The organism is Enterobacter sp. 4974935 (assembly GCF_058661735.1).
In genome coordinates this window covers 532,073-554,650 of sequence record NZ_JBZWGT010000003.1, presented here as the reverse complement: position 1 = coordinate 554,650, position 22,578 = coordinate 532,073, and the positions used below count along the sequence as shown (strand labels likewise).

Genomic DNA, 22,578 nt, shown 5'->3' with positions numbered 1-22,578 from the left:
TCTATGCAAGCATGGGAAAGATCCGGTTTACAGCAGATTGACGCTGTGCTGCAATCTGCCTCCCTGATTAAGCGAATCGATGACCATGCAAGCCTCTCAATTTTCAGCCCAGGTGCTGGACTGGTACGACAAATACGGGCGTAAAACCCTGCCCTGGCAAATTGAAAAAACGCCTTACAAAGTATGGCTCTCCGAGGTGATGTTGCAACAAACGCAGGTCGCGACGGTCATTCCTTACTTCGAGCGTTTTATGGCGCGCTTCCCGACAATCACCGATCTGGCCAACGCGCCGTTAGACGAGGTACTGCACTTGTGGACAGGCCTCGGCTATTACGCCCGCGCGCGCAACCTGCACAAAGCCGCACAGCAGGTCGCCACCCGCCACAACGGTAAATTCCCAGAGACCTTTGACGAGGTTGCGGATTTGCCCGGCGTCGGGCGTTCAACCGCAGGCGCAATCCTTTCCCTGTCTTTAGGCAAGCATTTCCCTATTCTCGACGGCAACGTCAAGCGCGTGCTGGCACGCTGCTACGCCGTAGAAGGCTGGCCGGGCAAGAAAGAGGTTGAGAAGCGCCTGTGGGAGATCAGTGAAGCGGTCACTCCGGCGAAAGGGGTGGAGCGTTTTAACCAGGCGATGATGGATCTGGGCGCGATGGTCTGCACCCGTTCAAAACCGAAGTGCGAACTCTGCCCGGTAAATAACCTCTGCGTGGCCTATGCGAACCACTCCTGGGCGCAGTATCCGGGGAAAAAACCGAAGCAGACGCTGCCTGAACGCACCGGGTACATGCTGCTGATGCAGCATGGCGACGAGGTGTTTCTCGCCCAGCGCCCGCCGAGTGGCCTGTGGGGTGGTCTATACTGCTTCCCACAGTTTGAGGATGAAGCTTCGCTTCGGGCATGGCTTGAACAGCGCGGCATTGCGGCCGATACCCTGACGCAACTCAACGCGTTCCGTCATACCTTCAGCCATTTCCATCTGGATATTGTGCCTATGTGGCTTCCCGTGTCCTCATTCACCTCCTGCATGGATGAAGGCACCGCTCTCTGGTATAACTTAGCGCAACCGCCATCAGTCGGGCTGGCGGCTCCCGTGGAGCGCCTGTTACAGCAATTACGTGTCGGTGCAATGGTTTAGCATCGGCAAGACAAAGAGGAATGAGTATGGCCAGAACCATTTTTTGTACTTTCCTGCAGCGCGACGCTGAAGGCCAGGATTTCCAGCTCTACCCGGGCGACCTGGGTAAACGCATTTACAACGAGATCTCCAAAGAAGCCTGGGGACAGTGGCAGAAAAAACAGACCATGCTGATCAACGAGAAAAAGCTCAGCATGATGAACCCGGAACACCGCAAGCTGCTGGAGCAGGAGATGGTGAACTTCCTGTTCGAGGGTAAAGACGTCCACATCGAAGGCTATACGCCACCGGAAAAATAATACTCTGCGGCTGCTGCCCGGCGGCGCTGCGCTTGCACGGGCCTACGGTTATGTAGGCCGGGTAAGCGCAGCGCCACCCGGCAACAGCAACCTCAAAGCAAACACAACACGCACTCCCGGAATGATGAAAAAACTATTAGCGCTAGCACTTGTTGCGCCGTTGCTTGTGTCTTGTTCTTCCAAAAAGGGCGATAGCTATAACGAAGCCTGGGTTAAGGACACCAACGGTTTTGACATTTTGATGGGGCAGTTTGCCCATAACATCGAGAACATATGGGGATTTAACGAAGTTCTTATTGCCGGACCGAAGGACTACGTTAAGTATACCGACGCCTATCAGACCCGTAGCCACATCAACTTCGATGACGGTACGATTACGATTGAAACCATCGCGGGGACTGAACCTGCGGCGCATTTACGTCAGGCCATCATCAAAACCCTGCTGATGGGCGACGATCCGGGGTCTATCGACCTCTACTCTGATGCCGATGACATCACCATCTCCAAAGAGCCGTTTCTGTATGGCCAGGTCGTTGACCAGACCGGTCAGCCGATTCGCTGGGAAGGTCGCGCGACGAACTTCGCAGACTATTTGCTGCAAACGCGCCTGAAAAGCCGCACCAATGGCCTGAAGGTGATCTATAGCGTTACGATAAACCTGGTGCCGAACCACCTCGACAAGCGTGCGCATAAGTATCTGGGCATGGTGCGTCAGGCGTCGCGTAAGTATGGCGTGGATGAGTCGCTGATCCTGGCGATTATGCAGACCGAATCCTCGTTCAACCCGTATGCGGTGAGCCGTTCCGACGCGCTGGGGCTGATGCAGGTTGTGCAGCACAGCGCCGGTAAAGACGTGTTCCGCGCGCAGGGGAAATCCGGTACGCCGAGCCGCAGCTACCTGTTTGACCCGCAAAGCAACATTGATACCGGTACCGCATATCTGGCGATGCTGAACAATGTTTATCTCGGCGGGATTGATAACCCGACTTCACGTCGCTATGCGGTGATCACCGCCTACAACGGCGGCGCGGGCAGCGTCCTGCGCGTCTTCTCGAACGATAAAGTTCAGGCCGCGAACATCATCAACAGCATGGCGCCGGGGGATGTCTACTCAACCCTCACCACTCGCCACCCGTCTGCGGAATCACGCCGCTATCTGTATAAGGTGAATACGGCGCAGAAGAACTATCGTCGTCGCTAGAAACCACCCCCCCCCTCACCCTGCCCTCTCCCCAAAGGGGAGAGGGTGTTCAAGTTCCCTCTCCCCTTTGGGGAGAGGGTTAGGGTGAGGGGGCATCAGACCGCACCCATCTCATCCCACCCATACAAAAATGCTATTTGCATCACAATCCAAACTGCAAATTAATGTGGATTGCATTTTTTTGCGGGAGGTAACAAAACATATCGTTGCCAACTGATAGAATTGCATCAAATAACAACCCTGAATGTTCCTATAACAACATATCTCCCGCTCACTTGTGAGGAAAGTAACATGAACCTTAAGCTGCAGCTTAAAATCTTGTCGTTTCTGCAGTTCTGCCTGTGGGGTAGCTGGCTGACTACACTCGGCTCCTATATGTTTGTGACGCTCAAGTTCGATGGTGCGTCAATCGGTGCCGTCTACAGCTCGCTGGGTATTGCGGCTGTTTTCATGCCAACGCTGCTCGGTATCGTGGCGGATAAATGGTTAAGTGCGAAATGGCTGTATATGCTTTGCCATCTGGTGGGTGCGGGGACGCTGTTTATGGCGGCCGAAGTGACCACGCCGGGGGCGATGTTTATGGTGATCCTGCTTAACTCGCTGGCGTATATGCCAACGCTTGGCCTGATCAACACCATCTCCTACTACCGCCTGAAATCTGCCGGTCTGGATATCGTCACCGACTTCCCGCCAATCCGTATCTGGGGCACCATCGGCTTTATCATGGCAATGTGGGGCGTGAGCTTCGCGGGCTTCGAGCTGAGCCACATGCAGCTGTATATTGGTGCCGCGCTCTCCGTGCTGCTGGCGCTGTTCACCCTGACGCTGCCCACCATTCCGGTTTCTAACCAGCAGAAAAACCAGAGCTGGAGCACCATGCTTGGCCTGGATGCCTTCGCCCTGTTCAAAAACAAGCGCATGGCGATCTTCTTTATTTTCTCCATGCTGCTGGGGGCGGAACTGCAAATCACCAACATGTTCGGTAATACCTTCCTGCACAGCTTCGATAACGATCCGCTGTTTGCCGGGAGCTTTATCGTTGAACACGCGTCGGTGATGATGTCCATCTCGCAGATCTCTGAGACGCTGTTCATCCTGACCATCCCGTTCTTCCTGAGCCGCTACGGCATCAAGAACGTCATGCTGATCAGTATCGCTGCCTGGATGTTGCGCTTCGGTCTGTTCGCCTACGGCGACCCAAGCGCGTTCGGTACCGTGCTGCTGGTTCTGTCGATGATTGTTTACGGCTGCGCCTTCGACTTCTTCAACATCTCCGGCTCGGTGTTTGTAGAAAAAGAGGTGAAACCTGAAATTCGCGCCAGCGCGCAGGGCATGTTCCTGATGATGACCAACGGCTTCGGCTGTATTCTGGGCGGCGTGGTGAGCGGTAAAGTGGTTGAGATGTATACCACCAACGGCATCACCAACTGGCAGCCAGTGTGGCTGATCTTCGCCGGGTACTCACTGGTGCTTTTCTTCGCGTTCATCGTGCTGTTCAAGTACAAGCACGTACGCGAACCACACGGTGCGCAGCCGATCGCGCATTGATTGTTGTGCCCGGTGGCGGCTTCGCCTTACCGGGCCTACAAACCGCAAATCGTAGGCCGGGTAAGCGTTAGCGCCACCCGGCTATTTTATTCCAGACAGCATCCACCCCACCGACAGCAAATCCGCGCTGCCGCCCGGACTCAGGTTTCGTTCAATCAACGCGTTATCCATCCTAAGCAACGCATCCTGATCCCAGCCGTTCGCCAGCAGCTCCTGTGCATAATCCTGGACGTAGCGCAGCCCTTCAGTGCCGCCGCGCGAAACGAGATTACTGTCCTGGTTGATGGCCATCAGGCGCAATAACAGGTCATGAAGGGTGTTTCCCTTCCACTGAGCCAGCGCCTTACGCACCGTGCTGAAGCCGCTCTCTGCCTCACCGCGCGCGCCGGTTAAACCGTACAGCTGAAACTGCTGCTCCCCCGCCGTTGCCTGCCCGCTGCGCCCGGCCAGCTCCCTCGCCACCAGCCCATGGCAGATGTTACTTACCTCACAACAGAGGCTATCCGCAGAGATATTTTTCACACGCCCGGCGGCGAAGCAGAGCAAACCGAGGGCAAAAATCCCGCCCTTGTGGGTATTTACCCCGCCCGTGGCGGCGTACATTGCCTGCTCGCAGGCCATTCCCATTGGGCGAAGAATCCGCAACTGCCGATCGGCAGGTTTGGCCGCATGTGCTTCACCCAGTTCCGCAAACCGGGCAAACCACGGCGTAATCGCCGCAATGCTGCGGAGGAATAAGGTATGGTCCATATCGCGATGGGAGCCGTTATTGAGCCTGTCCACCAGCCCCGGTTTGGGCGTCAGCTCCAGCTCCTGCCACAGCGCCTCTGCGGCAAGCGCAGGGACATCAACCGGGCGCGGTTTAGTCGCGAGCAAACCAGTCATCTATCATCTTCTCCACGCGGGAAACCACCTGCTCAACGGGATGGTGCCGAGAACGGGAACAAGCGTGGGCAGGCTCGTCGCAAATCAGACAGCGCCTGAGGTGTGAACCCAACGACTGACGGCCAACGTGGCCGTTTTCAGGGCAGATCACATCCAGATCCCACAGTCTGCCGAGCGGGTGCGTCTGCTCCAGTTCAGCACAGTGCGCTTTAATTTCCGCCGCCGGATGCGCGACGCACCACAGCGCTTCAGGTCCGGTGGGTAGCCAGAGCACCTGGCGGTCCAGCACCTGCCAGCGGTTTTCCCACAGCAGCTGGTCGCACATCTGTAACGCCACGCCCATGGTGTTGCGATAGCGCAGGCTGTCTTTGATTTGCCCGGGCGTGACCAGCGTTAGGGAGATCACCGGTTGTTGATGGTGCGTAAGCCAGTCAGCCTGACGGGCTGCGCGGCGCTCTTTCGCCGCCAGCAGCGCGTCCAGGCTGACACCCGTCCGCACGGGTGTCGCAATAGTCATATTCACTCCTTTACCTGTCGAACGGTGTCGATCACGCTGCCGTCGCGGTAGCGGATCACCCCGACAATTTTGTCGGTGAACTCAATCGGTTTCGGTACGCCGGTCAGGGAAATCGCCCGCTCATAGAGCGCGTTGATATCTACAACCTTCAGGCCTGCTTCCATGAGTCGTTCGCGGATCTCCGGGCGCGCCGGGTTGACCGCAATACCGTGGTCGGTGACCAGCACGTCAATGCTCTCCCCCGGCGTGAGGCGCGTGGTAACGCGCTTCACGACGGTCGGGATGCGGCTTCGCAGCAGCGGCGCGACCACAATGGTCAGGTTGGCTGCCGACGCCACGTCGCAGTGCCCGCCGGATGCACCGCGCATCACGCCGTCGGATCCGGTGATGACGTTGACGTTAAAATCGACGTCGATTTCCAGCGCGCTGAGGATCACCACGTCGAGCTGGTCGCAGCTTGCCGCCTTGCTGCCGGGGTTGGCGTAGACGTTGGTGGAGATCTCCACGTGGTTCGGGTTGCGCGCCAGCGAGGCCGCTGCCTGGCCGTCAAAGCACTGGGTGTCGAGCAGCTTTTCGATGAGCCCCTTCTCGTGCAAATCCACCAGGCTGCCGGTGATACCGCCAAGGGCGAAGCGCGCCTTCACGCCGCTGCGCTCCATCTTCTCTTCCATAAAGCGGGTGCAGGCGGTCGCCGCCGCGCCGGAGCCGGTCTGCATCGAGAAACCTGGTTTGAAATAGCCTGAGTGCTCAATCACGTCCGCCGCATAGCGGGCAATCATCAGCTCGCGCGGGTTGCTGGTGACGCGCGCCGCACCGACGCTGATTTTCGCCGGGTCGCCCACGCTCTCCACCTGCACGATGTAGTCCACCTGATCCTGCACCAGGCTGGCGGGCATATTCGGGAACGGCACCAGCTCTTCGGTCAGCAGCACCACCTTACGGGCAAAGTGTGCGTCCACCATGGCGTAGCCCAGCGAACCGCAGCACGATTTGCCCTGCGTGCCGTTAGCGTTGCCAAACTCATCGCTGCACGGCACGCCGAGAAATGCCACGTCGATATTCAGCTCGCCATCCTGGAGCAGCTTCACGCGCCCGCCGTGGGAGTGAATTTGTACCGGCTCGTCCATCAGCCCGTGGGAGATGGCCTCCGCCAGCCTGCCGCGCATACCGGAGGTGTAAATTCGGGCGATCACGCCGCTTTGAATATGCTCGATCAGCGCGTCGTTGCAGGTCATCAGCGAGCTGGAGGCCAGGGTCAAATTTTTAAAACCCATCCGCGCCAGCAGCGCCACAACGGTGTTGATCACCCGGTCGCCTTCGCGAAAGGCATGGTGGAAAGAGATGGTCATCCCGTCCTGCAAGCCGCTGCGCATGACGGCTTCTTCGAGGGAGGCGCAAAGCTTACGGTTGTGTTTCGCCTCGCTGTCCGCCAGCCACGGCGTCGCGCTGTGGGCGGTATCAAAAGGCTTCAGATCCCGCAGATGGGGGAAATTCACATGGAGAAGTTCTGTCTGATTCATTATGTCATCCTTACCGACGCACGCCGGAGGCCGCCGCGCGCTCCAGCACCACCTGCGCGTGGTTAATAATCGGTGCATCCACCATTTTGCCGTTGAGCGAGACCACGCCCAGGCCGTTACGCTCGCCCTCTTCTGCCGCCTCAATCACCCGTTTGGCGTGCTCCACCTCTTCCCGTGTCGGGGCGTAGGCGTTGTGCAGCAGGTCAATCTGGCGCGGGTTAATCAGCGATTTGCCGTTAAAGCCCATCTTGCGGATCAGATCGACCTCGCGCAGGAACCCGGCTTCGTCGTTAACGTCTGACCACACCACGTCGAAGGCGTCGATGCCTGCCGCGCGGGCGGCGTGCAGCACGGCGCAGCGGGCGTAGAACAGCTCGGTGCCGTCGCCGCGCTCGGTCTGCATGTCCATTACGTAGTCAAAGGCGGCCAGCGCGATGCCGATAAGTCGCGGGGAGCTGCGGGCAATCGCCACGGCGTTGATGACGCCAATGGCCGATTCAATCGCCGCCATCACGCGGGTGGAACCCACTTCACGCCCGCACTCCTGCTCAATGCGCTCGAGGTGGCCTTCCAGCTCGTAGATATCGTCCGGGGTGTCGGTTTTTGGCAGGCGAATCACGTCTACGCCCGCGCGCACGGCGGCCTCCAGATCCAGCAGGCCAAACGGCGTGCTCAGCGGGTTAATACGCACCACGGTTTCGATATCCTGATACATCGGGTGCTGCAACGCGTGGAACACCAGCATGCGTGCGGTGTCTTTCTCGCGCAGGGCCACGGCGTCCTCAAGGTCAAACATGATGGAGTCGGGGCGGTAGATAAAGGCGGTGGAGAGCATGGCGGCATTGGCGCCCGGCAGGAACAGCATACTGCGGCGGAGTTTGCTCATTTCAGCGCCCCCCAGTTGATGGCCTGTTCATCGGCGGCACGCAGAAGCGCGCTTTGCAGGCGGGCGCGGATCACACAGTCCAGCGCCCCTTTGTCTTCAATAATGATTAATCCCTGGTGCACGTTCATGGCGCGCAATGTGTCGTTGACCACCTGGCGTATTTGCTCGCCAAACTGCTTAATCACTTCACTGTGGATGACAATCTCCAGCTCACCGTGAGCGGGGGCGATTTTCACCATCAGGTCGCTGGACTCCTGCGTTCCGGCCAGCGCCTCCCTTACAATATTCATGATAAATTCCTGATAGTTATGCGACTTCCGCACTCGCACGATAATGTGCTTCGAGGTGCGCGAAGGTGGAGTCCGGGACAATCTCCCGGATCCGGGAAAACTGCTGTGTCTTGAGTAAACGGCGCACTTCCGAGGCCGAAATGGCGTTGCCGGTGGCTTTGATGCGCGGCATTTCCACCACGTCGATGTGCGAGGCCAGCAGATCGTGCAGCGTCTGGTTGTACTGGCGGGTGATATCGCAGAACGGTTCCGAACCAATAAAACGGTGCGTGATGCCCAGCGCCGGGGCGATAAAGTCCCGGAAGATCAGCACGTCGATCTCGCTCCACGCCTGCTGCACTTTGCCGGTCTCCTTCAGGAAGTAGGCCGGAAACGTGGCGCGGGAGATGATGTACTGCGAGCCTTCATGCACCACCACGTTCGGCAGATGCGCCACGCCCGCGCGCACCATCTCAAGGCGCGCGCTGAACGGGAAGAACGAGGCGTCTTCACGCACCACGAACAGATGCAGAGCATCGCACTGCGCCGCCGCCTGCTCCACCAGATGACGGTGACCGAGGGTGAATGGGTTGGCGTTCATCACGATGGCACCAATCTTCTCCCCACACTTGCGGCTAGCGCGCAGGGATCGGCAGTAGCGCACGATCCCTTGCGGAGTGTTCTCCATTAGCACCGCGTTGTTCCCGCTCTGGGCAACCGGCCAGAAACCGCTGCGGCCAAAGCGCTCCTTATTACACGGACGGGTGCAGAGGAAGAGGTGAAAATGGCCGCGCTCCAGCGCCGCATTTTCCACCTCTGCCAGCAGACGCGCGCTGAGGTTTTCCCCACGAAGCTGCTCGTTGACCGCCACGCACTTGATGACGTTGGCAGCAAGCCCGGCGCAACCCACCAGCTGCGCGCCGGACCAGGCTTCAACAAACAGCGTGATGTCGTTGTCCAGGCCAAGGCCGCTGTCTGCCAGCAGGTAGCGGATCTGGCTTAAGCGTTCCGGGTGTTTCGCCACAACGGTGTGGCGAAAATCAATGGGTTGCGATTGCATGCTGCCGCCTTACTCAGTGCGCTGCCGCGAGCCCGACGGCTGGCGCTTCCACGATCACGTTGCTCAGATGACCGATATGTTCGATCTCCACCTCAATGCGATCCCCCTCCTTCATAAACAGTGGCGGGTTGCGCTTTTTACCCACCCCGCCAGGCGAGCCGGTGATGATCACGTCGCCCGGGCTGAGACGGGTGAAGGTGCTGATGTACTCGATCAACTCCGCCACCTTGTGGATCATGCTGCTGGTGTTGTCCTCCTGCACCATGCGGCCGTTCAGCCAGGTGCGGATCGCCAGGCTGTGCGGGTCCGGGATCTCATCCGCCGTCGCCATCCACGGGCCGAACGCCCCGGTCTGCCGCCAGTTTTTCCCGGCGGTGAACCAGGTGTGCTGCCAGTCGCGGGCGGAGCCGTCCATGTAGCAGCTGTAGCCCGCCACGTGGCGCAGGGCGTCGTCGCGGCTGATGTTCTCCCCGCCTTTGCCGATGATCACCGCCAGCTCGCCTTCGTAGTCGAACTCGCTGGAGTGGCGCGGCTTCAGCACCGGTTCGTTGTGGCCGGTCTGTGAATCCGGGAAGCGGACAAACAGGGTCGGGGCCGGGTTATGCTGATCAAACTCCTTGCGCTTGTCGGCATAGTTCATGCCCACGCAGAGAATTTTTTCCGGCTGGACAATCACCGGTAAGAAGGTGATGGCGTTCAGCGGTACATCCACCGCGTCGTTCAGAAAACGGGTGGCCTGCGCCAGCCCGTTCCCCTGCAACAGCGCTTTAAGGTCGCCATAGCGGTCGCCCAGGCGGCGGCCTAAATCAATCACGCCCTCGGCCTGAACGATGCCGTAGCTGCGTTTACCCTGGTATAAAAAGCTTGCGAGTTTCATTGTTCTTTCCTGAAAACTTAAACGAGGAAGTTGCCCAGAATCAGCAGTGAGACAGAGACGTTAATCGCCCCGCCGATACGGGTAGCAATCTGGGCGAATGGCATCAGGCTCATGCGGTTGCCTGCGGTCAGGATCGCCACGTCACCAGTACCGCCCTGCCCGCTCTGACAGCAGGAGACGATGGCGACATCAATCGGGTGCATACCAATCTTTTTGCCAACGAAGAAGCCGGTTGCCACCAGCGCGGAAACGGTGCTGATAATCACCAGCAGGTTGCTGACGGTGAACGCCGCCACCAGTTCATGCCATGGGGTAATCGCCACGCCAACGGCGAAGAGAATCGGGTAGGTCACGGAGGTCTGGAAGAATTTGTACACCACCTGGGAACCCTCCAGCAGACGCGGAGAGGCGCCATTGCAGAGCTTCACCAGCACCGCCATAAACAGCATACCGACCGGCGCTGGCAGACCAATCAGCTTGTGACCGAGCATGCCCAGCATGTACAGCAGCACCGCCAGCAGCGCGCCGGAGGCGATGGTGGTCACATCCGCTTTGCCGGAGAACGCGGGTTGAGAGACGGTGGCATCGGCGTTGGCGCGGTTAGGCATCAGCTGGCCTTCACCGGTCAGGTGCGGATAGCGTTTACCGAGCTGGTTGAGGCAACCGGAGATGATGATCGCCGTCAGGCCGCCGAGCATTACCATCGGCAGCACGCGGCCGAGCGCCACGCCCTGATCCATGTGCAGCAGGGTGGCATAGCCGATAGAGAGCGGGATCGCCCCTTCTCCGACGCCGCCCGCCATGATCGGCAGAATGATAAAGAAGAAGATCTGGAACGGCTCAAGGCCCAGCGCTAGTCCAACGCCCATGCCGACAATCATGCCGACGATTTCACCGCACAGCATCGGGAAGAAGATGCGCAGGAAGCCCTGGATCAGCACGGTGCGGTTCATGCTCATGATGCTGCCGACAATAATGCAGCAGATATAGAGGTAGAGAATATTGGTGGATTTATAGAATTTGGTCGTGGACTCGACCACCACGTCCGGCAGCAGGCCGTAATAGACCAACGCGGAAGGGATAAAGGTGGCGCAAATTGCCGCCGCGCCGAGCTTGCCGACAATCGGCAGGCGTTTGCCGAACTCACCGCAGGCAAAGCCGAAGAAGGCCAGCGTGGCCACCATGACTACGATGTCGCTCGGCAGTTTTCCGCCCAGGCAATCTATCGCAATCAGCGCGCCCGCCAGAACGAACAGTGGCAGAGGAATAATGCCGATTTTCCAGGTATCCATAATATGCCACCAGCGCTCTTTGAGCGATGGCCGCTGAATATCAATCGGGTCGTGGGTAACAGAGAATGAATCGTCAGTTGTGCTCATAATAAGCCCCTTAGTTATTTTGTGCGTTCAGCTTAGAGTCACAAAGGCTTACTTTATGTGAGGAATGGCATATTAAAAGCGAAGTTTTAATGGCCGCTATGGTTTTAATGGTTTCTTTTATTTAATGTGATTTATGCCTTATTTATTGCCGTGGTTTTTATGGTTTCTTTTCTTAACTGAACAAAGAAATAACATTTATTCATTTAACCTTAAGAGGATGAGACTTTCGGAAAAATCTTTTACAGGCTGCGCTGTGCAAGGGATCACAAGTTTTCGGCAAAGCGGGCATCCTGGCCTTAAAAGATGATATATTCAGCCGACCTGTTGATATCTCGCGTGATAGTTATGAAAGTATCGTTTCAGATCAAGCTGTTTATTTCGCTGGTCGCCTTTTTCTCAGTGCTGTTCGCATTACTGGGCGGATATTATTATGTCGATGTCGGCAGGCAGCTTTATCAGGAAATGAGCGCGCGCGCAAAAATACAGGCCGAAGAAATTGCGCTTATTCCTTCTCTGCGAAAAGAAGTCGAACAAAAGGATATCCAGGGCATCCATGACTTTATGCAGAAAATAGCCGCCCGCAGCGACGCCAGTTTTATTGTGATTGGTGACAATAAAGGGCTGCATCTTTTCCATTCCGTGTTTGCCGACCGGGTAGGCAAAACGCTGGTTGGCGGAGACAACGACGAGGTATTACACGGCAAAAGCACCATCACCATCCGCAAGGGCGGGTTAGGCATTTCGCTGCGCAGCAAAGCGCCCATTTTTAATGATGCCGGGCAGGTGGTAGGGATTGTTTCGGTAGGCTATCTCACAAGCTATCTGGACACCATCACCGTCAGCAAGGTGGTTAATATCCTGATTGCCGCCGTGCTGCTGCTTATCGCCTTGTTTATTTTCTCCTGGTTCTTCACCCGCAGCATCAAGAAGCAGATATTCTCTCTGGAGCCGCGCGAAATCGGCCTGCTGGTGCGTCAGCAAAAGGCGATGATGGAATCCATTTATGAAGGGGTGATTGCCATCGACGACGATCTCCGCATTGAGGTGATTAACCAGGCGGCGCGTAAATTATTAGGCTTACGCCAGCCCGCCCGCGAACTGCGGGGTCAACTCATCAGCCAGGTGATCGCGCCCGTCCCGTTCTTTAACGCGCAAACCATGCTTGCGAAAGACACCCACGATGAGATCTGTCGCTTTAACGATCTCACGGTTATTGCCAGCCGGGTGCGGATCATGCTGGAAGATGCGTTGCAGGGCTGGGTGATCACCTTTCGCGATCGCAACGAGATCGACTCGCTCAGCGCCCAGCTCAGCCAGGTGAAGCGCTATGTTGATAACCTGCGCATTATGCGCCATGAACAGCTGAACCGCATGACCACGCTGTCCGGCCTGCTGCATATGGGCCGTTATGACGAGGCAATTCGCTATATACAGGCGCAGTCTGAACACGCTCAGGAGCTGCTGGACTTTATCTCGTCCCGCTTTAGCTCCCCGACGCTGTGCGGTTTGCTGCTTGGAAAGGCCGCCCGCGCGCGTGAAAAAGGCGTTGAGCTGAGCTTCGATCCGGCCTGCCGGGTGGACAAACCCTTCCTGCCGCTGCTCGAATCGGAACTAGTCTCGATCATCGGGAACTTGCTGGATAACGCCATCGAAGCGACCCAGCGCGCCCCGCTCCCGCATGCCCCGGTAGACGTGCTAATAAAGTTGAACGAGCAGGAACTGATTATTGAAGTCGCCGACCAGGGCGTCGGCATCACACCGGAGATCCGCGACCGGATCTTTGAGCGCGGCATCACTACCAAAACGCGCGGCGATCACGGTATTGGCCTGTATTTGATTGAAAGCTACGTCACGCAGGCTGGCGGTGCAATTGAAGTTGCCGATAACACCCCACGCGGTGCCATTTTCTCACTGTTTATTCCCGCCACGGGAACGGTCCGGCACCCCGTACAGGAACTGGAAGATACCGACTATGCAACATGAACTTATCGACGTACTGATTGTTGAAGACGAGAACGAACTGGCGCAACTGCACGCGGAGCTTATCGGTAAACATCCGCGCCTGAGGCTGGTGGGGATTGCCGCGTCACTGGCCGACGCGCAGGTACAACTGGAGAGCAAACAGCCGAAGCTGATGCTGCTGGATAACTATCTGCCGGACGGCAAAGGCATCACCCTTATCAGCAACCCGATGCTCACCCGCGCCAACTGCTCGGTGATTTTCATCACCGCCGCCAGCGATATGGACACCTGTAGCCAGGCGATTCGTAACGGCGCGTTCGACTACATCCTCAAGCCAGTTTCCTGGAAACGCCTGAGCCAGTCGCTGGAACGTTTTGTGCAGTTTGCCGAACAGCAGCGCGTCTGGAAGATTGTCGACCAGCAGAACGTGGATTCACTCTATCAGCTACAGGCGAAAAATTATCGACTGGACAACGGCAGCAAAGGGATAGAGGAGAACACGCTGGCGCGGGTGCAAACGCTGTTTAACAACAAGGCGGCGCACTGCTTTACGGTGGATGAGGTGGTGAGCGAGACGGGCCTGAGTAAAACCACCACCCGGCGCTATCTGGAACACTGCGTGGAGGTGGGTTTTCTGACGGTGGAGATGCTGTACGGGAAGATTGGGCATCCGAGAAGGATGTACCGGCGTAGTGCGACTTAACTCCCCTCACCCCGGCCCTCTCCCCAAAGGGGCGAGGGTGAAAAGACGGCTCCGTGCAATCCCCTCTCCCCTTTGGGGAGAGGGTTAGGGTGAGGGGCCCTACTTTAACACGTACCCATACAGTCGCTTGATCCCGTCGGCATCCTTCTCGCTGTAAACGCCCTGCAACTCTGGCGAGAAACCCGGCAGCATATTAATGCCCTCTTCCAGCGCCAGGAAGTAGCGCTGTACTGCTCCACCCCAGACTTCCCCCGGTACCACGCACAGCACGCCCGGCGGGTATGGCAGCGCACCTTCGGCGGCAATGCGTCCTTCGGCGTCACGAATACGCACCAGTTCGACGTTCCCGCGAATGTACTCCTGGTTGGCATCCTGCGGGTTCATCACCACGGCAGGCAGGCTCTCCTGGCGGAACATCGCCTTCTGTAAATCCTTCACGTTAAAGCTGACGTAGAGATCGTGCATCTCCTGGCACAGCTGACGGATCGTATAGTCGCGGTAACGCACCGGGTATTTCTGATAGATGGTCGGCAGCACATCCACGAGCGGCGTATCGTCTTCAATATGCTGTTCAAACTGCCCCAGCATCGCCACCAGCTGCATTAGCTTCTCCGCGCTCTCGGCTGGCGTCAGCAGGAACAGGATGGAGTTGAGATCGCACTTCTCCGGCACAATGCCGTTTTCGCGCAGGTAGTGGGCGAGAATGGTCGCCGGAATGCCGAAATCGGTATAGTGCCCTGTTTCCGCATCAATGCCCGGCGTGGTCAGCAGCAGCTTGCACGGATCGACGAAATACTGCTCGCGGGCATAGCCTTCAAAACCGTGCCATTTTGCACCCGGTTCAAAACTAAAGAAGCGACGCTCGCTGGCGATAGCCTGCGTGGGGTGATCCTGCCATGGCCGCCCCGCCACCACCGGTGGGATAAAGGGTTTGATCATATTGCAGTTGGCGATAATGGCTTTGCGCGCTTCAATGCCCAGCTCGACGCACTCAGCCCACAACCTGCGTCCGCTCTCACCCTCGTGGATCTTGGCGTTCACGTCCAGCGCCGCAAACAGCGGGTAAAACGGGCTGGTGGAGGCATGCAGCATGAACGCATTGTTCAGCCGCTTGTGCGGGCAGAAGCGCGATTGACCGCGAATATGGTTATCCTTTTTATGGATCTGTGAGGTTTGCGAGAACCCGGCCTGCTGTTTGTGGACCGACTGGGTCACGAAAATTCCCGGATCGTTCTCGTTCAGTTCCAGCAGAAGCGGAGACGTTTCCGCCATCATCGGGATAAATTGCTCGTAGCCGACCCAGGCGGAGTCAAAGAGGATGTAGTCGCAAAGGTGACCGATCTTGTCGATCACCTGACGGGCGTTGTAGATCGTGCCGTCGTAGGTGCCGAGCTGAATGATCGCCAGACGGAACGGGCGCGCCTCGGCGGCTTTCTGCGGCGCGACGTCACGGATCAGTTCCCGCAGCCAGGCCTCATCAAAGCAGTGTTCATCGATCCCGCCGATAAAACCAAACGGATTACGGGCTGCCTCAAGATAGACAGGCGTTGCCCCGGCCTGGATCAGCGCCCCATGATGGTTGGACTTATGGTTGTTACGATCGAACAGCACCAGATCGCCACGGGTCAGCAGCGCATTGGTCACCACTTTATTGGCCGCCGACGTGCCGTTCAGCACGAAGTAGGTTTTATCCGCGTTGAACACTTTCGCCGCGAACTTTTGCGCGTGCTTGGCAGAACCTTCGTGGATCAGCAAATCACCGAGCTTCACGTCGGCATTGCACATATCGGCACGAAACACGTTTTCACCGAAGAAGTCGTAAAACTGCCGCCCGGCGGGATGTTTTTTAAAAAAGGTGCCGTGCTGGTGACCCGGACAGGCAAAGGTGCTGTTTCCCATCGCCACATACTGGCTCAGGGTGTCAAAAAAGGGTGGCAGCAGGTTCTCTTCATACCGGCAGGCGGCAGATTCCAGTTCCAGCAATTCCTGTGCTTTACCCGAGATGATCGCCGTGACACCCTCTGGCACCTCTCCTGGCTCTGTTGAGAACATAAATACCGGTAGCTGAAAGCCCGTACGCTTCAGCAACGCAAGAATGCCGCTGTAGCTTTCAACAACCGTAATGACGACTGCCGCCACATCGGTGAAATCGGTGTTATCCAGCATAACCTTTTCGCGATGCGTAGAAACTTTGGATACCAGCTCACGGCTGACGGCAATTTTCATGGTTTTCATAAGCGCAAATACCCTCACCGAACGGTGAGACAGGAAGGAGAAAATTCGCGCAATCATGTCACCTTTTATTTTCAGGTGCAAGAAGGAATCAGTATGCGTTACGCCTCCCAAAGCTAAGCATAATCAGGGACGGACGTGCCATAATCATGCAATGCCAATGCTTAAATAACAGGAGTTAGACGTGGTGATTGGACCCTTTATCAATGCGGGAGCCGTATTGCTGGGCGGTGTACTTGGGGCAGTATTAAGCCAGCGGTTGCCGGAGCGTATTCGCGTCTCCATGCCCTCCATTTTTGGCCTGGCGTCGTTAGGGATTGGTATCCTTTTAGTGGTGAAATGCGCCAACCTGCCGGTGATGGTACTGGCGACACTGCTCGGCGCGCTGATCGGCGAGTTTTGCTATCTGGAAAAAGGCATTAATCACGCGGTAGGCAAAGCCAAAAATCTGATTGCCCGACCGGGCAAGGCAAAGCACGGCACGCACGAGTCGTTTATTCAGAACTACGTTGCGATCATTATTCTGTTCTGCGCCAGCGGCACGGGGATATTCGGTTCGATGCAGGAAGGGATGACCGGCGATCCCAGCATACTGATTGCGAAAGCGTTTCTGGATTTCTTTACTGCCACCATCTTTGCCACCACCCTCGGCATCGCCGTGGCGGCGATTTGTGTACCGATGCTGCTTATACAGCTGGCGCTGGCCACCTGCGCCACGCTGATCCTGCCGCTGACGACGCCTGCGATGATGGCGGACTTTACCGCCGTCGGCGGCCTGCTGCTGCTGGCGACAGGGCTGCGCATCTGTGGCATTAAGATGTTTGCAGTGGTGAACATGCTCCCTGCCCTGCTGCTCGCGATGCCGCTTTCCGCGCTCTGGACGCACTTTTTCGCTTAAGTTTGCGACGAAATGGTGAGAGAGTGTGCAGTCTGCACCGAAAACAACAAATTTCGTTGACGTCGGAGGGAGGATCGGGTTTAATGCGCCCCGTTGCCCGGATAGCTCAGTCGGTAGAGCAGGGGATTGAAAATCCCCGTGTCCTTGGTTCGATTCCGAGTCCGGGCACCACTTATTTATAACCCTCGCTTCGGCGGGGGTTTTTGCTTTCTGAGTCAGCAACTCGTTGTTTGAACAGTAGTTACCGCCCTTATCTCTCCTCCGGCCCCGCTTCCCGGTGGTACAACTGGCGTTGTTTACCGCCTTTACCGCCACACAGAAGCAGAAAAACCTGACCTTCACCGATCTATTTGAGCATTACAAATGCACATATCAATTGGACAGAGCCCGACAGAGCGGCATCACGTATCCGTGATTACCCCCCATCGGCTAACTGTTTTATTAGATTCATCGGTGGTAAATCCATCCGGGACATCCTGAAAAGTGACCTTTCGGCGTTCCGTACACTGCTGGAACAGGCCCTGGCTAACCGCAGTAAAGTAGGCCGAGGAACGAAGCTGTAAAAAGCGACTTCTACTTCAGACACCGTAACCACATTGCTACTATATTGTGTGTGCGTTGGCACGCATGGCTGTCATGGGGGCGTTTATCAGTCTAAGCAGAGGCCGGTAAAGCAATTGAGAGGAACTACAATGGATGCAGCATTACTTAACATGATGCGCTCAGATGGAAGAAATAAAGCCTGGGCGGAAACTATGGTGAATATGGAAGCCAGGAAACTGGAAAATACAGCCAACACTCTGTCGGCTTTTCATCTCAGCGATAGTTTGACTCGAATGAAGTTTGTTCAGGAAATTCGGGACCTCATAGAACATCAGTTTACGTTAGCTCGTCGGGCTAAATCAGATGAAGAATGCATGGAATGCGTTAAAATTCTCAGAGAAGAAAACAGTAACCTGCTGGAACAAGCGCGTTAATTAAGAACGAAGGCAGCGAAGCTTTGCGCTAAAGTCGAGTTTATCCGAGAGAATAACAAAATTGTTGGGTATGTGATCTCGGCTGTTAGTGTTGTCCTGGCCGGTGCTGAAATAGCCGCAGGATTTACCCTCATAGGCACTATGACCCCTCTCGGGGTTCTTGCTGGTGCGATTCTGGTTACTGACGGGACAAACAGCATCAGTAAAGAAGTGGCTCGCTACGCAACTAACAACACTACCAGTGAAGGGCTGGTCGCGAATGCCGCGATGTCTACAGCTGAGTTTATGGGCTTTAGTCGTGAGAATGGGTTAGGTGTCTACAAATCAATTTCACTGGCCGCTAATGCGTACACCATTTTTGGCTTGTTACGGCGACCTGGTACCTGGCGACTGTTTCGTTATCTCCCTGCTGACTATTACCGAAAGGTGAGCACACTGAGCCGCCCGCAGCTTACAATGAAAATAGCGGGTTATGGCGTGAAAGCTAAGATTATTTTTGATCTGTTGTCCGTCAGCGACCCGTCCCAGAATTAGTCAGCATTTTACGATAACGCCAGGATTTGTAGCCAAGTTTTGCTGGCGTTATATACCAGATGAAAGGTAGTACAATCAATAATGTGAGCGCAAGTGTCAGGCTTGTATCCTTGGATGCAAGTAAAAGAGTTAAAGCCAGTATGATGAAGGCAATAATAGTTATCCACTTCATAGCCTTAAAACGATTGGCCAGATCATGAGTTACGCTATCAAACGAACCACCGTAATTTTCAATATTGTTTTTTAACTTTTGAAGATCTCGTTTGCTAAAACCTGATTTTAAAAGTGCCTCTTCGCTGGTCATTCTGTTATCCGTCCCATAACTCACTGAAACCTGTGACGAAGTTTAACTTAATTTGGCGGATAAATCGCTACCTGACGATATTCGTCAAATTTATATATATCAACGAGTTGAAGATATCTTAGAGTATACGCTCGAAAACTGACATTATTGCCCACTGCGGAACTTCGCAGGTAGCAACTCTAATGACTCCTTCGGGGCCGTTTCCAACATCTCCCGCCCTGCCCGGTAGAAGCAACATGCAGATCACCACAGGAGGCTGAATCATGCACGATGAAATCATTAATCAGGCCCGCGAAATCCTCCCTCAGCGGCTCAACCATACCGACACATTGGCATCACAGCAGGACACCGCGTACTATCTGGCCCTACAGTGAAGCGCAATGCTGCTATTATCTATTCCCCTATCCACGACACCCTGACCATTGCGTCAGCAGCGCATGCAGTTTAGCCGGCTCCAGAGGCTTGCGCAGCACCAGATACCCTTCCTGCTCCGCCTCCAGCAGAACCGGTGAATTAAATTCGCCGCTGACTATGGCGCCGCTCATATCCGGCAGACGGTCAAAAAGCGCTTTCAGGATATCGAAGCCGCTTTCGCCGGATCGCAGACGCTGGTCGCACAGCACGGCGAACGGCGTAAAGCCGTCGTCGATTATGGCAAACGCTTCTTCAGCCGAGGCCGCACAGCGTACGTCGATTCCCCAGACGCTCATCAGGCTCTCCCAGGCAGACGTCACCAGCGGGTCGTCATCGACGACCAGGCAGGAACCGTGCAGCGGGGCATAGCGTACCGGCGTGGCGGTGTTGTCAGCGGCGGGCGGGATATCCAGGGCGCTATCTTCGCCAGCATATTGGGTGAAGCGCATCCAGAAGCGTGAGCCTTTACCTTCAATGGATTGCATCCCGTATTTCACCTTCATCAGCTTGGCACAACGGGCCACTACGGCCAGTCCCAGCCCGTGTCCGGCGCTGTCGATCTTCCATGCCAGCTCGGGGCGGTAGTAAGGTGAGAAGATTTTGCCCTTCTCTTCATCGGCGATACCGACTCCCGTGTCCCACACCTCCACCATACACTCGTCACCGCGCGGTCGGATGGCGATCAGCACCCCGCCCTGGAGCGTGTAACGAAGGGCGTTTTGAATCAGGTTAATCAGGGACTGTCGTACCAGCAGCGAATCGCCCATCACGTAGATACGGCGTTTAGGCCGCCGGATGCACAGCCTAAGCGCGCGGCTGTTGGCCTCTTCGCGAAACAGCGTGATGACCGAGTCGAGCAGAGCACCGATATCCACTTTGGTCGGGACAGAGAGGACATTCCCGGATTCTATTTTGCTGAGATCGAGCAGAGAGTTGAGCATTAAATGTACCGAGCGAACGCTCTGCTGCAGGTCAAGAAGCTGTGGCGTCAGGCTGTCGTCCCGGTTTCGGTGGAGGATGGCTTCGATCAGAAAGCCCATAGCGTGTACGGGCTGGCGCAGATCGTGGCTGGCGGTGGTCAGAAACTGATTTTTATCCAGCAGTGCCTGCTCCGCGTCCTCTTTGGCCTGACGAAACTGTTCCGCCAGGCGTGAGCTTTTTTCCTCAAGCAGTGCCTGCTGAATAAAGAACGCATGGGAAGTTAACGCATGGCGGTAAATTGCGAAGCCGTAAAGCAGATTCAGCATGAGCACGATGAACATCAACTCATCCAGCCGCCAGATAATACCGAGGTTCAGCACCCCCCAGGAGGCGAAGAAAAAGCGCGTAAAGGTGCTGATGACCGGCGTCAGATGCGTCGCATTGGCGGCGACGATAGCGGCGATGCTGATATTAAGTAACAGGAAAAAGTCAAAATTCTGCGTCTGTGGAGTAATTAAATAGAGTGAAGAAATGCCCAGCCCGTGAATAAAGGCGATATTATTAATACGCGGAAGCCAGCGTCGCAGGACGTCCCTATCACCGTTTTCTTTCGCTTCACGCTGATAGCGTCGGTGCAATAGTCGTATCGCCCCTGCACATAGCAGATAAATAATTATCCAGATAATCGTTGGGCCGAGGTCGTCCCCAAGCATATAAATCCAGATGGCGAAAGGAATACCCACAAAGGGCACAGCACTAAAGCTAAATACCAGCCGCAGAAAGGTGTTGTTTAGCAAACGGATCTGCGCCGGAGCAGAGATACCTTCGTTTTGTAAGCTCTGGAAAAACCTCATTCCGACGGTTCCTGCTTGCCGTGCAGAAGCGTGATGGCTTCGACCCGGCTGTTAACACCTATCTTTTTCAATATATTGCTGATGTGTTCTTTGACCGTGGGCTCAGAAATTGAAAGCTGTGCGGCGATTCGTTTATTTGGCAGGCCGCGCATAATCATATTTAATACGTCTATTTGTCGCGGCGTTAAGTTAAATTTACTTAACTTCTCATTATTTGCCTTAACGGAAATTTCGTTTCCCTCAGGAAACCAGGTCTGATTATCAGTGAGTGCGAAAACGGCCCGCGAGAACATCTCAGGTGGCTCGCTTTTCAATACAAAACCGTGTCCCCCGGCGGCATTAACTTTGCGCCAGATGTCATTATTGTCATCCCCGCTGACCACCAGGAGTCGTACCTGTGGGTAAAGTTGTTTTACTTCTTTGAGTAATTTCAGGGCCGTTCCGGAAGAGAGCCAAAAATCGATTACCAGCAAACGTGGCGGGCCATGATCCCTAATTTGGCGGTAGCAATCATCCTCATTCGTCACCACACACGCCTGTTTAAACTGGCAATGTGTAATCAGAAAATTGGCGATGCCGCTTGCTACCAATGGATGGTCATCAACGACTAACGCATAATTCTGTCCCAAAGGAGCCTCCTTTTACCTTCGCATATCTTAGAGTACAGATGAATTATTATCTACCCACCCTACTTTAGGAGGGTTTTTTCGATTAGGAAAGAGAAATATATTATTCGCTGATTTGGGTAAAAGAAAACATAAATACAATCAGTGAAATTAACTGGTTGGATATCAAGGATAATTTATGAAAAAACCACTAATCGTTTTAACCGTTACGTTGATGCTAGCCGGTTGTTCCACGTTGAAAACCGATCAGGCTATTCCACTCCTGCAAGCGGAGACCGCTAAAATGCTGGGACTGGGCTCATCGGATGAAATAACCGTGACCAACGTTAATGGCGCCCAGCCGGACGCACTGGGAGGACAAAAACTGTCTTATCGCGCCACGACAGAAAAAGGGCGTATTTTCGATTGTTCATCAATGATGATGCCGGGGATTTTAGGATCCGCACCGACGCTAAGCGCGCCAACCTGTACACCTGTTGTCACACATAAATAATTAACGCCGCATCAAAAGGCGTACATAAATAACGCCTTTTACATTTTCTGACGTATCTGAGTTTTCATAAAAACGATTTTC

20 protein-coding genes, 1 tRNA gene and 1 pseudogene are annotated in these 22,578 nt (G+C 55.5%); 10 read left to right on the top strand and 12 right to left on the bottom strand.

Annotated elements, in window-relative coordinates; genetic code table 11:
- The first annotated feature begins 85 nt into the window (after positions 1-85).
- The 4 genes from mutY (at position 86) to AC4OVS_RS03795 (ending at position 4,186) form a co-directional block, all read left to right on the top strand.
- The gene (mutY, locus tag AC4OVS_RS03810) at positions 86-1,138 is read left to right on the top strand and encodes an A/G-specific adenine glycosylase (protein ID WP_023306917.1); all 1,053 of its coding nucleotides are present in this window, start codon (positions 86-88) and stop codon (positions 1,136-1,138) included.
- 26 nt (positions 1,139-1,164) lie between these two features.
- Complete coding sequence (locus AC4OVS_RS03805; protein WP_003862425.1) at positions 1,165-1,437, top strand: oxidative damage protection protein; 273 nt, start codon at positions 1,165-1,167, stop codon at positions 1,435-1,437.
- 124 nt (positions 1,438-1,561) lie between these two features.
- Positions 1,562-2,638, top strand: coding sequence for a membrane-bound lytic murein transglycosylase MltC (gene mltC / locus AC4OVS_RS03800; RefSeq protein ID WP_032621902.1), 1,077 nt, complete (start codon positions 1,562-1,564; stop codon positions 2,636-2,638).
- Positions 2,639-2,929: 291 nt separating this feature from the next.
- On the top strand, positions 2,930-4,186 hold the full coding sequence (locus AC4OVS_RS03795; protein WP_022649364.1) for a nucleoside permease: 1,257 nt from the start codon (positions 2,930-2,932) through the stop codon (positions 4,184-4,186).
- Positions 4,187-4,267: 81 nt separating this feature from the next.
- Here AC4OVS_RS03795 and citG read toward each other — a convergent pair whose 3' ends face one another.
- From citG to AC4OVS_RS03755, 8 genes are read right to left on the bottom strand one after another with little or no spacing between them, the layout of a single operon-like run.
- Positions 4,268-5,071 (bottom strand): triphosphoribosyl-dephospho-CoA synthase CitG, encoded by an 804-nt coding sequence (citG, locus tag AC4OVS_RS03790; protein WP_491922185.1) that lies wholly within the window; start codon positions 5,069-5,071, stop codon positions 4,268-4,270.
- On the bottom strand, positions 5,049-5,588 hold the full coding sequence (gene citX / locus AC4OVS_RS03785; RefSeq protein WP_022649366.1) for a citrate lyase holo-[acyl-carrier protein] synthase: 540 nt from the start codon (positions 5,586-5,588) through the stop codon (positions 5,049-5,051). The genes citG and citX overlap by 23 nt, the downstream gene beginning before the upstream one ends.
- Before the next feature lie 2 nt (positions 5,589-5,590).
- Positions 5,591-7,108 carry a citrate lyase subunit alpha gene (gene citF, locus AC4OVS_RS03780; RefSeq protein WP_045308348.1) on the bottom strand — a complete coding sequence of 506 codons (1,518 nt, stop codon included), beginning with the start codon at positions 7,106-7,108 and terminating at the stop codon, positions 5,591-5,593.
- Between the two features lie 10 nt (positions 7,109-7,118).
- Entirely contained in the window at positions 7,119-7,994 is an 876-nt protein-coding gene (gene citE / locus AC4OVS_RS03775; RefSeq protein ID WP_032626185.1) for a citrate (pro-3S)-lyase subunit beta, read from the bottom strand.
- The gene (gene citD, locus AC4OVS_RS03770; protein ID WP_017382935.1) at positions 7,991-8,284 is read right to left on the bottom strand and encodes a citrate lyase acyl carrier protein; all 294 of its coding nucleotides are present in this window, start codon (positions 8,282-8,284) and stop codon (positions 7,991-7,993) included. The genes citE and citD overlap by 4 nt, the downstream gene beginning before the upstream one ends.
- A gap of 16 nt (positions 8,285-8,300) precedes the next feature.
- Entirely contained in the window at positions 8,301-9,323 is a 1,023-nt protein-coding gene (gene citC / locus AC4OVS_RS03765; protein ID WP_022649369.1) for a [citrate (pro-3S)-lyase] ligase, read from the bottom strand.
- Between the two features lie 13 nt (positions 9,324-9,336).
- Positions 9,337-10,200 (bottom strand): fumarylacetoacetate hydrolase family protein, encoded by an 864-nt coding sequence (locus tag AC4OVS_RS03760; RefSeq protein ID WP_015571851.1) that lies wholly within the window; start codon positions 10,198-10,200, stop codon positions 9,337-9,339.
- Positions 10,201-10,217: 17 nt separating this feature from the next.
- Complete coding sequence (locus AC4OVS_RS03755; RefSeq protein WP_022649371.1) at positions 10,218-11,579, bottom strand: 2-hydroxycarboxylate transporter family protein; 1,362 nt, start codon at positions 11,577-11,579, stop codon at positions 10,218-10,220.
- A gap of 345 nt (positions 11,580-11,924) precedes the next feature.
- Here AC4OVS_RS03755 and AC4OVS_RS03750 point away from each other — a divergent pair, with 345 nt between their 5' ends.
- Both AC4OVS_RS03750 and AC4OVS_RS03745 read left to right on the top strand, forming a co-directional pair.
- A complete protein-coding gene (locus AC4OVS_RS03750; RefSeq protein ID WP_022649372.1) occupies positions 11,925-13,562 on the top strand; it encodes an ATP-binding protein in 1,638 nt (545 codons plus the stop codon).
- Positions 13,552-14,244 (top strand): response regulator, encoded by a 693-nt coding sequence (locus AC4OVS_RS03745; RefSeq protein ID WP_022649373.1) that lies wholly within the window; start codon positions 13,552-13,554, stop codon positions 14,242-14,244. The genes AC4OVS_RS03750 and AC4OVS_RS03745 overlap by 11 nt, the downstream gene beginning before the upstream one ends.
- Positions 14,245-14,343: 99 nt before the next feature.
- On the opposite strand, the gene AC4OVS_RS03740 is transcribed toward AC4OVS_RS03745, so the two are convergent.
- Positions 14,344-16,479 carry an ornithine decarboxylase gene (locus tag AC4OVS_RS03740; protein WP_491922184.1) on the bottom strand — a complete coding sequence of 712 codons (2,136 nt, stop codon included), beginning with the start codon at positions 16,477-16,479 and terminating at the stop codon, positions 14,344-14,346.
- Between the two features lie 181 nt (positions 16,480-16,660).
- Between AC4OVS_RS03740 and AC4OVS_RS03735 the strand changes: the two genes are divergently transcribed.
- The 3 genes and pseudogenes from AC4OVS_RS03735 (at position 16,661) to AC4OVS_RS03725 (ending at position 18,885) form a co-directional block, all read left to right on the top strand.
- Positions 16,661-17,374, top strand: a complete 714-nt coding sequence (locus AC4OVS_RS03735) for a DUF554 domain-containing protein (RefSeq protein ID WP_003862452.1) — start codon at positions 16,661-16,663, stop codon at positions 17,372-17,374.
- A gap of 95 nt (positions 17,375-17,469) precedes the next feature.
- Positions 17,470-17,545: transfer RNA gene (locus tag AC4OVS_RS03730), tRNA-Phe, on the top strand.
- Between the two features lie 521 nt (positions 17,546-18,066).
- Positions 18,067-18,885, top strand: a pseudogene (locus AC4OVS_RS03725) (DUF4225 domain-containing protein).
- Here the strand turns inward: AC4OVS_RS03725 and AC4OVS_RS03720 are convergent.
- The 3 genes from AC4OVS_RS03720 to AC4OVS_RS03710 form a co-directional block, all read right to left on the bottom strand.
- Positions 18,863-19,189: a hypothetical protein gene (locus AC4OVS_RS03720; protein WP_023298582.1), complete on the bottom strand. Its 327-nt coding sequence runs from the start codon at positions 19,187-19,189 to the stop codon at positions 18,863-18,865. The pseudogene AC4OVS_RS03725 and the gene AC4OVS_RS03720 overlap by 23 nt on opposite strands.
- Before the next feature lie 401 nt (positions 19,190-19,590).
- Positions 19,591-21,378 carry a hybrid sensor histidine kinase/response regulator gene (locus AC4OVS_RS03715; protein WP_491922183.1) on the bottom strand — a complete coding sequence of 596 codons (1,788 nt, stop codon included), beginning with the start codon at positions 21,376-21,378 and terminating at the stop codon, positions 19,591-19,593.
- Positions 21,375-22,007, bottom strand: a complete 633-nt coding sequence (locus tag AC4OVS_RS03710) for a response regulator transcription factor (RefSeq protein ID WP_003862456.1) — start codon at positions 22,005-22,007, stop codon at positions 21,375-21,377. Before AC4OVS_RS03710 ends, AC4OVS_RS03715 begins: the two co-directional genes overlap by 4 nt.
- A 175-nt stretch (positions 22,008-22,182) precedes the next feature.
- Here AC4OVS_RS03710 and AC4OVS_RS03705 point away from each other — a divergent pair, with 175 nt between their 5' ends.
- On the top strand, positions 22,183-22,497 hold the full coding sequence (locus tag AC4OVS_RS03705) for a lipoprotein (protein ID WP_003862457.1): 315 nt from the start codon (positions 22,183-22,185) through the stop codon (positions 22,495-22,497).
- Positions 22,498-22,578: the final 81 nt, after the last annotated feature.

Bases quoted from the DNA above. Each gene is read 5' to 3' on its own strand.
- AC4OVS_RS03720 (WP_023298582.1), bottom strand. From the start codon at position 19,189: ATGACCAGCGAAGAGGCACTTTTAAAATCAGGTTTTAGCAAACGAGAT.
- citC (WP_022649369.1), bottom strand. From the start codon at position 9,323: ATGCAATCGCAACCCATTGATTTTCGCCACACCGTTGTGGCGAAACAC.
- citX (WP_022649366.1), bottom strand. From the start codon at position 5,588: ATGACTATTGCGACACCCGTGCGGACGGGTGTCAGCCTGGACGCGCTG.
- AC4OVS_RS03795 (WP_022649364.1), top strand. From the start codon at position 2,930: ATGAACCTTAAGCTGCAGCTTAAAATCTTGTCGTTTCTGCAGTTCTGC.
- citF (WP_045308348.1), bottom strand. From the start codon at position 7,108: ATGAATCAGACAGAACTTCTCCATGTGAATTTCCCCCATCTGCGGGAT.
- AC4OVS_RS03805 (WP_003862425.1), top strand. From the start codon at position 1,165: ATGGCCAGAACCATTTTTTGTACTTTCCTGCAGCGCGACGCTGAAGGC.
- AC4OVS_RS03755 (WP_022649371.1), bottom strand. From the start codon at position 11,579: ATGAGCACAACTGACGATTCATTCTCTGTTACCCACGACCCGATTGAT.
- AC4OVS_RS03750 (WP_022649372.1), top strand. From the start codon at position 11,925: ATGAAAGTATCGTTTCAGATCAAGCTGTTTATTTCGCTGGTCGCCTTT.
- AC4OVS_RS03715 (WP_491922183.1), bottom strand. From the start codon at position 21,378: ATGAGGTTTTTCCAGAGCTTACAAAACGAAGGTATCTCTGCTCCGGCG.
- citD (WP_017382935.1), bottom strand. From the start codon at position 8,284: ATGAATATTGTAAGGGAGGCGCTGGCCGGAACGCAGGAGTCCAGCGAC.
- citE (WP_032626185.1), bottom strand. From the start codon at position 7,994: ATGAGCAAACTCCGCCGCAGTATGCTGTTCCTGCCGGGCGCCAATGCC.
- citG (WP_491922185.1), bottom strand. From the start codon at position 5,071: ATGACTGGTTTGCTCGCGACTAAACCGCGCCCGGTTGATGTCCCTGCG.
- AC4OVS_RS03760 (WP_015571851.1), bottom strand. From the start codon at position 10,200: ATGAAACTCGCAAGCTTTTTATACCAGGGTAAACGCAGCTACGGCATC.
- AC4OVS_RS03740 (WP_491922184.1), bottom strand. From the start codon at position 16,479: ATGAAAACCATGAAAATTGCCGTCAGCCGTGAGCTGGTATCCAAAGTT.
- AC4OVS_RS03705 (WP_003862457.1), top strand. From the start codon at position 22,183: ATGAAAAAACCACTAATCGTTTTAACCGTTACGTTGATGCTAGCCGGT.
- mltC (WP_032621902.1), top strand. From the start codon at position 1,562: ATGAAAAAACTATTAGCGCTAGCACTTGTTGCGCCGTTGCTTGTGTCT.
- AC4OVS_RS03745 (WP_022649373.1), top strand. From the start codon at position 13,552: ATGCAACATGAACTTATCGACGTACTGATTGTTGAAGACGAGAACGAA.
- mutY (WP_023306917.1), top strand. From the start codon at position 86: ATGCAAGCCTCTCAATTTTCAGCCCAGGTGCTGGACTGGTACGACAAA.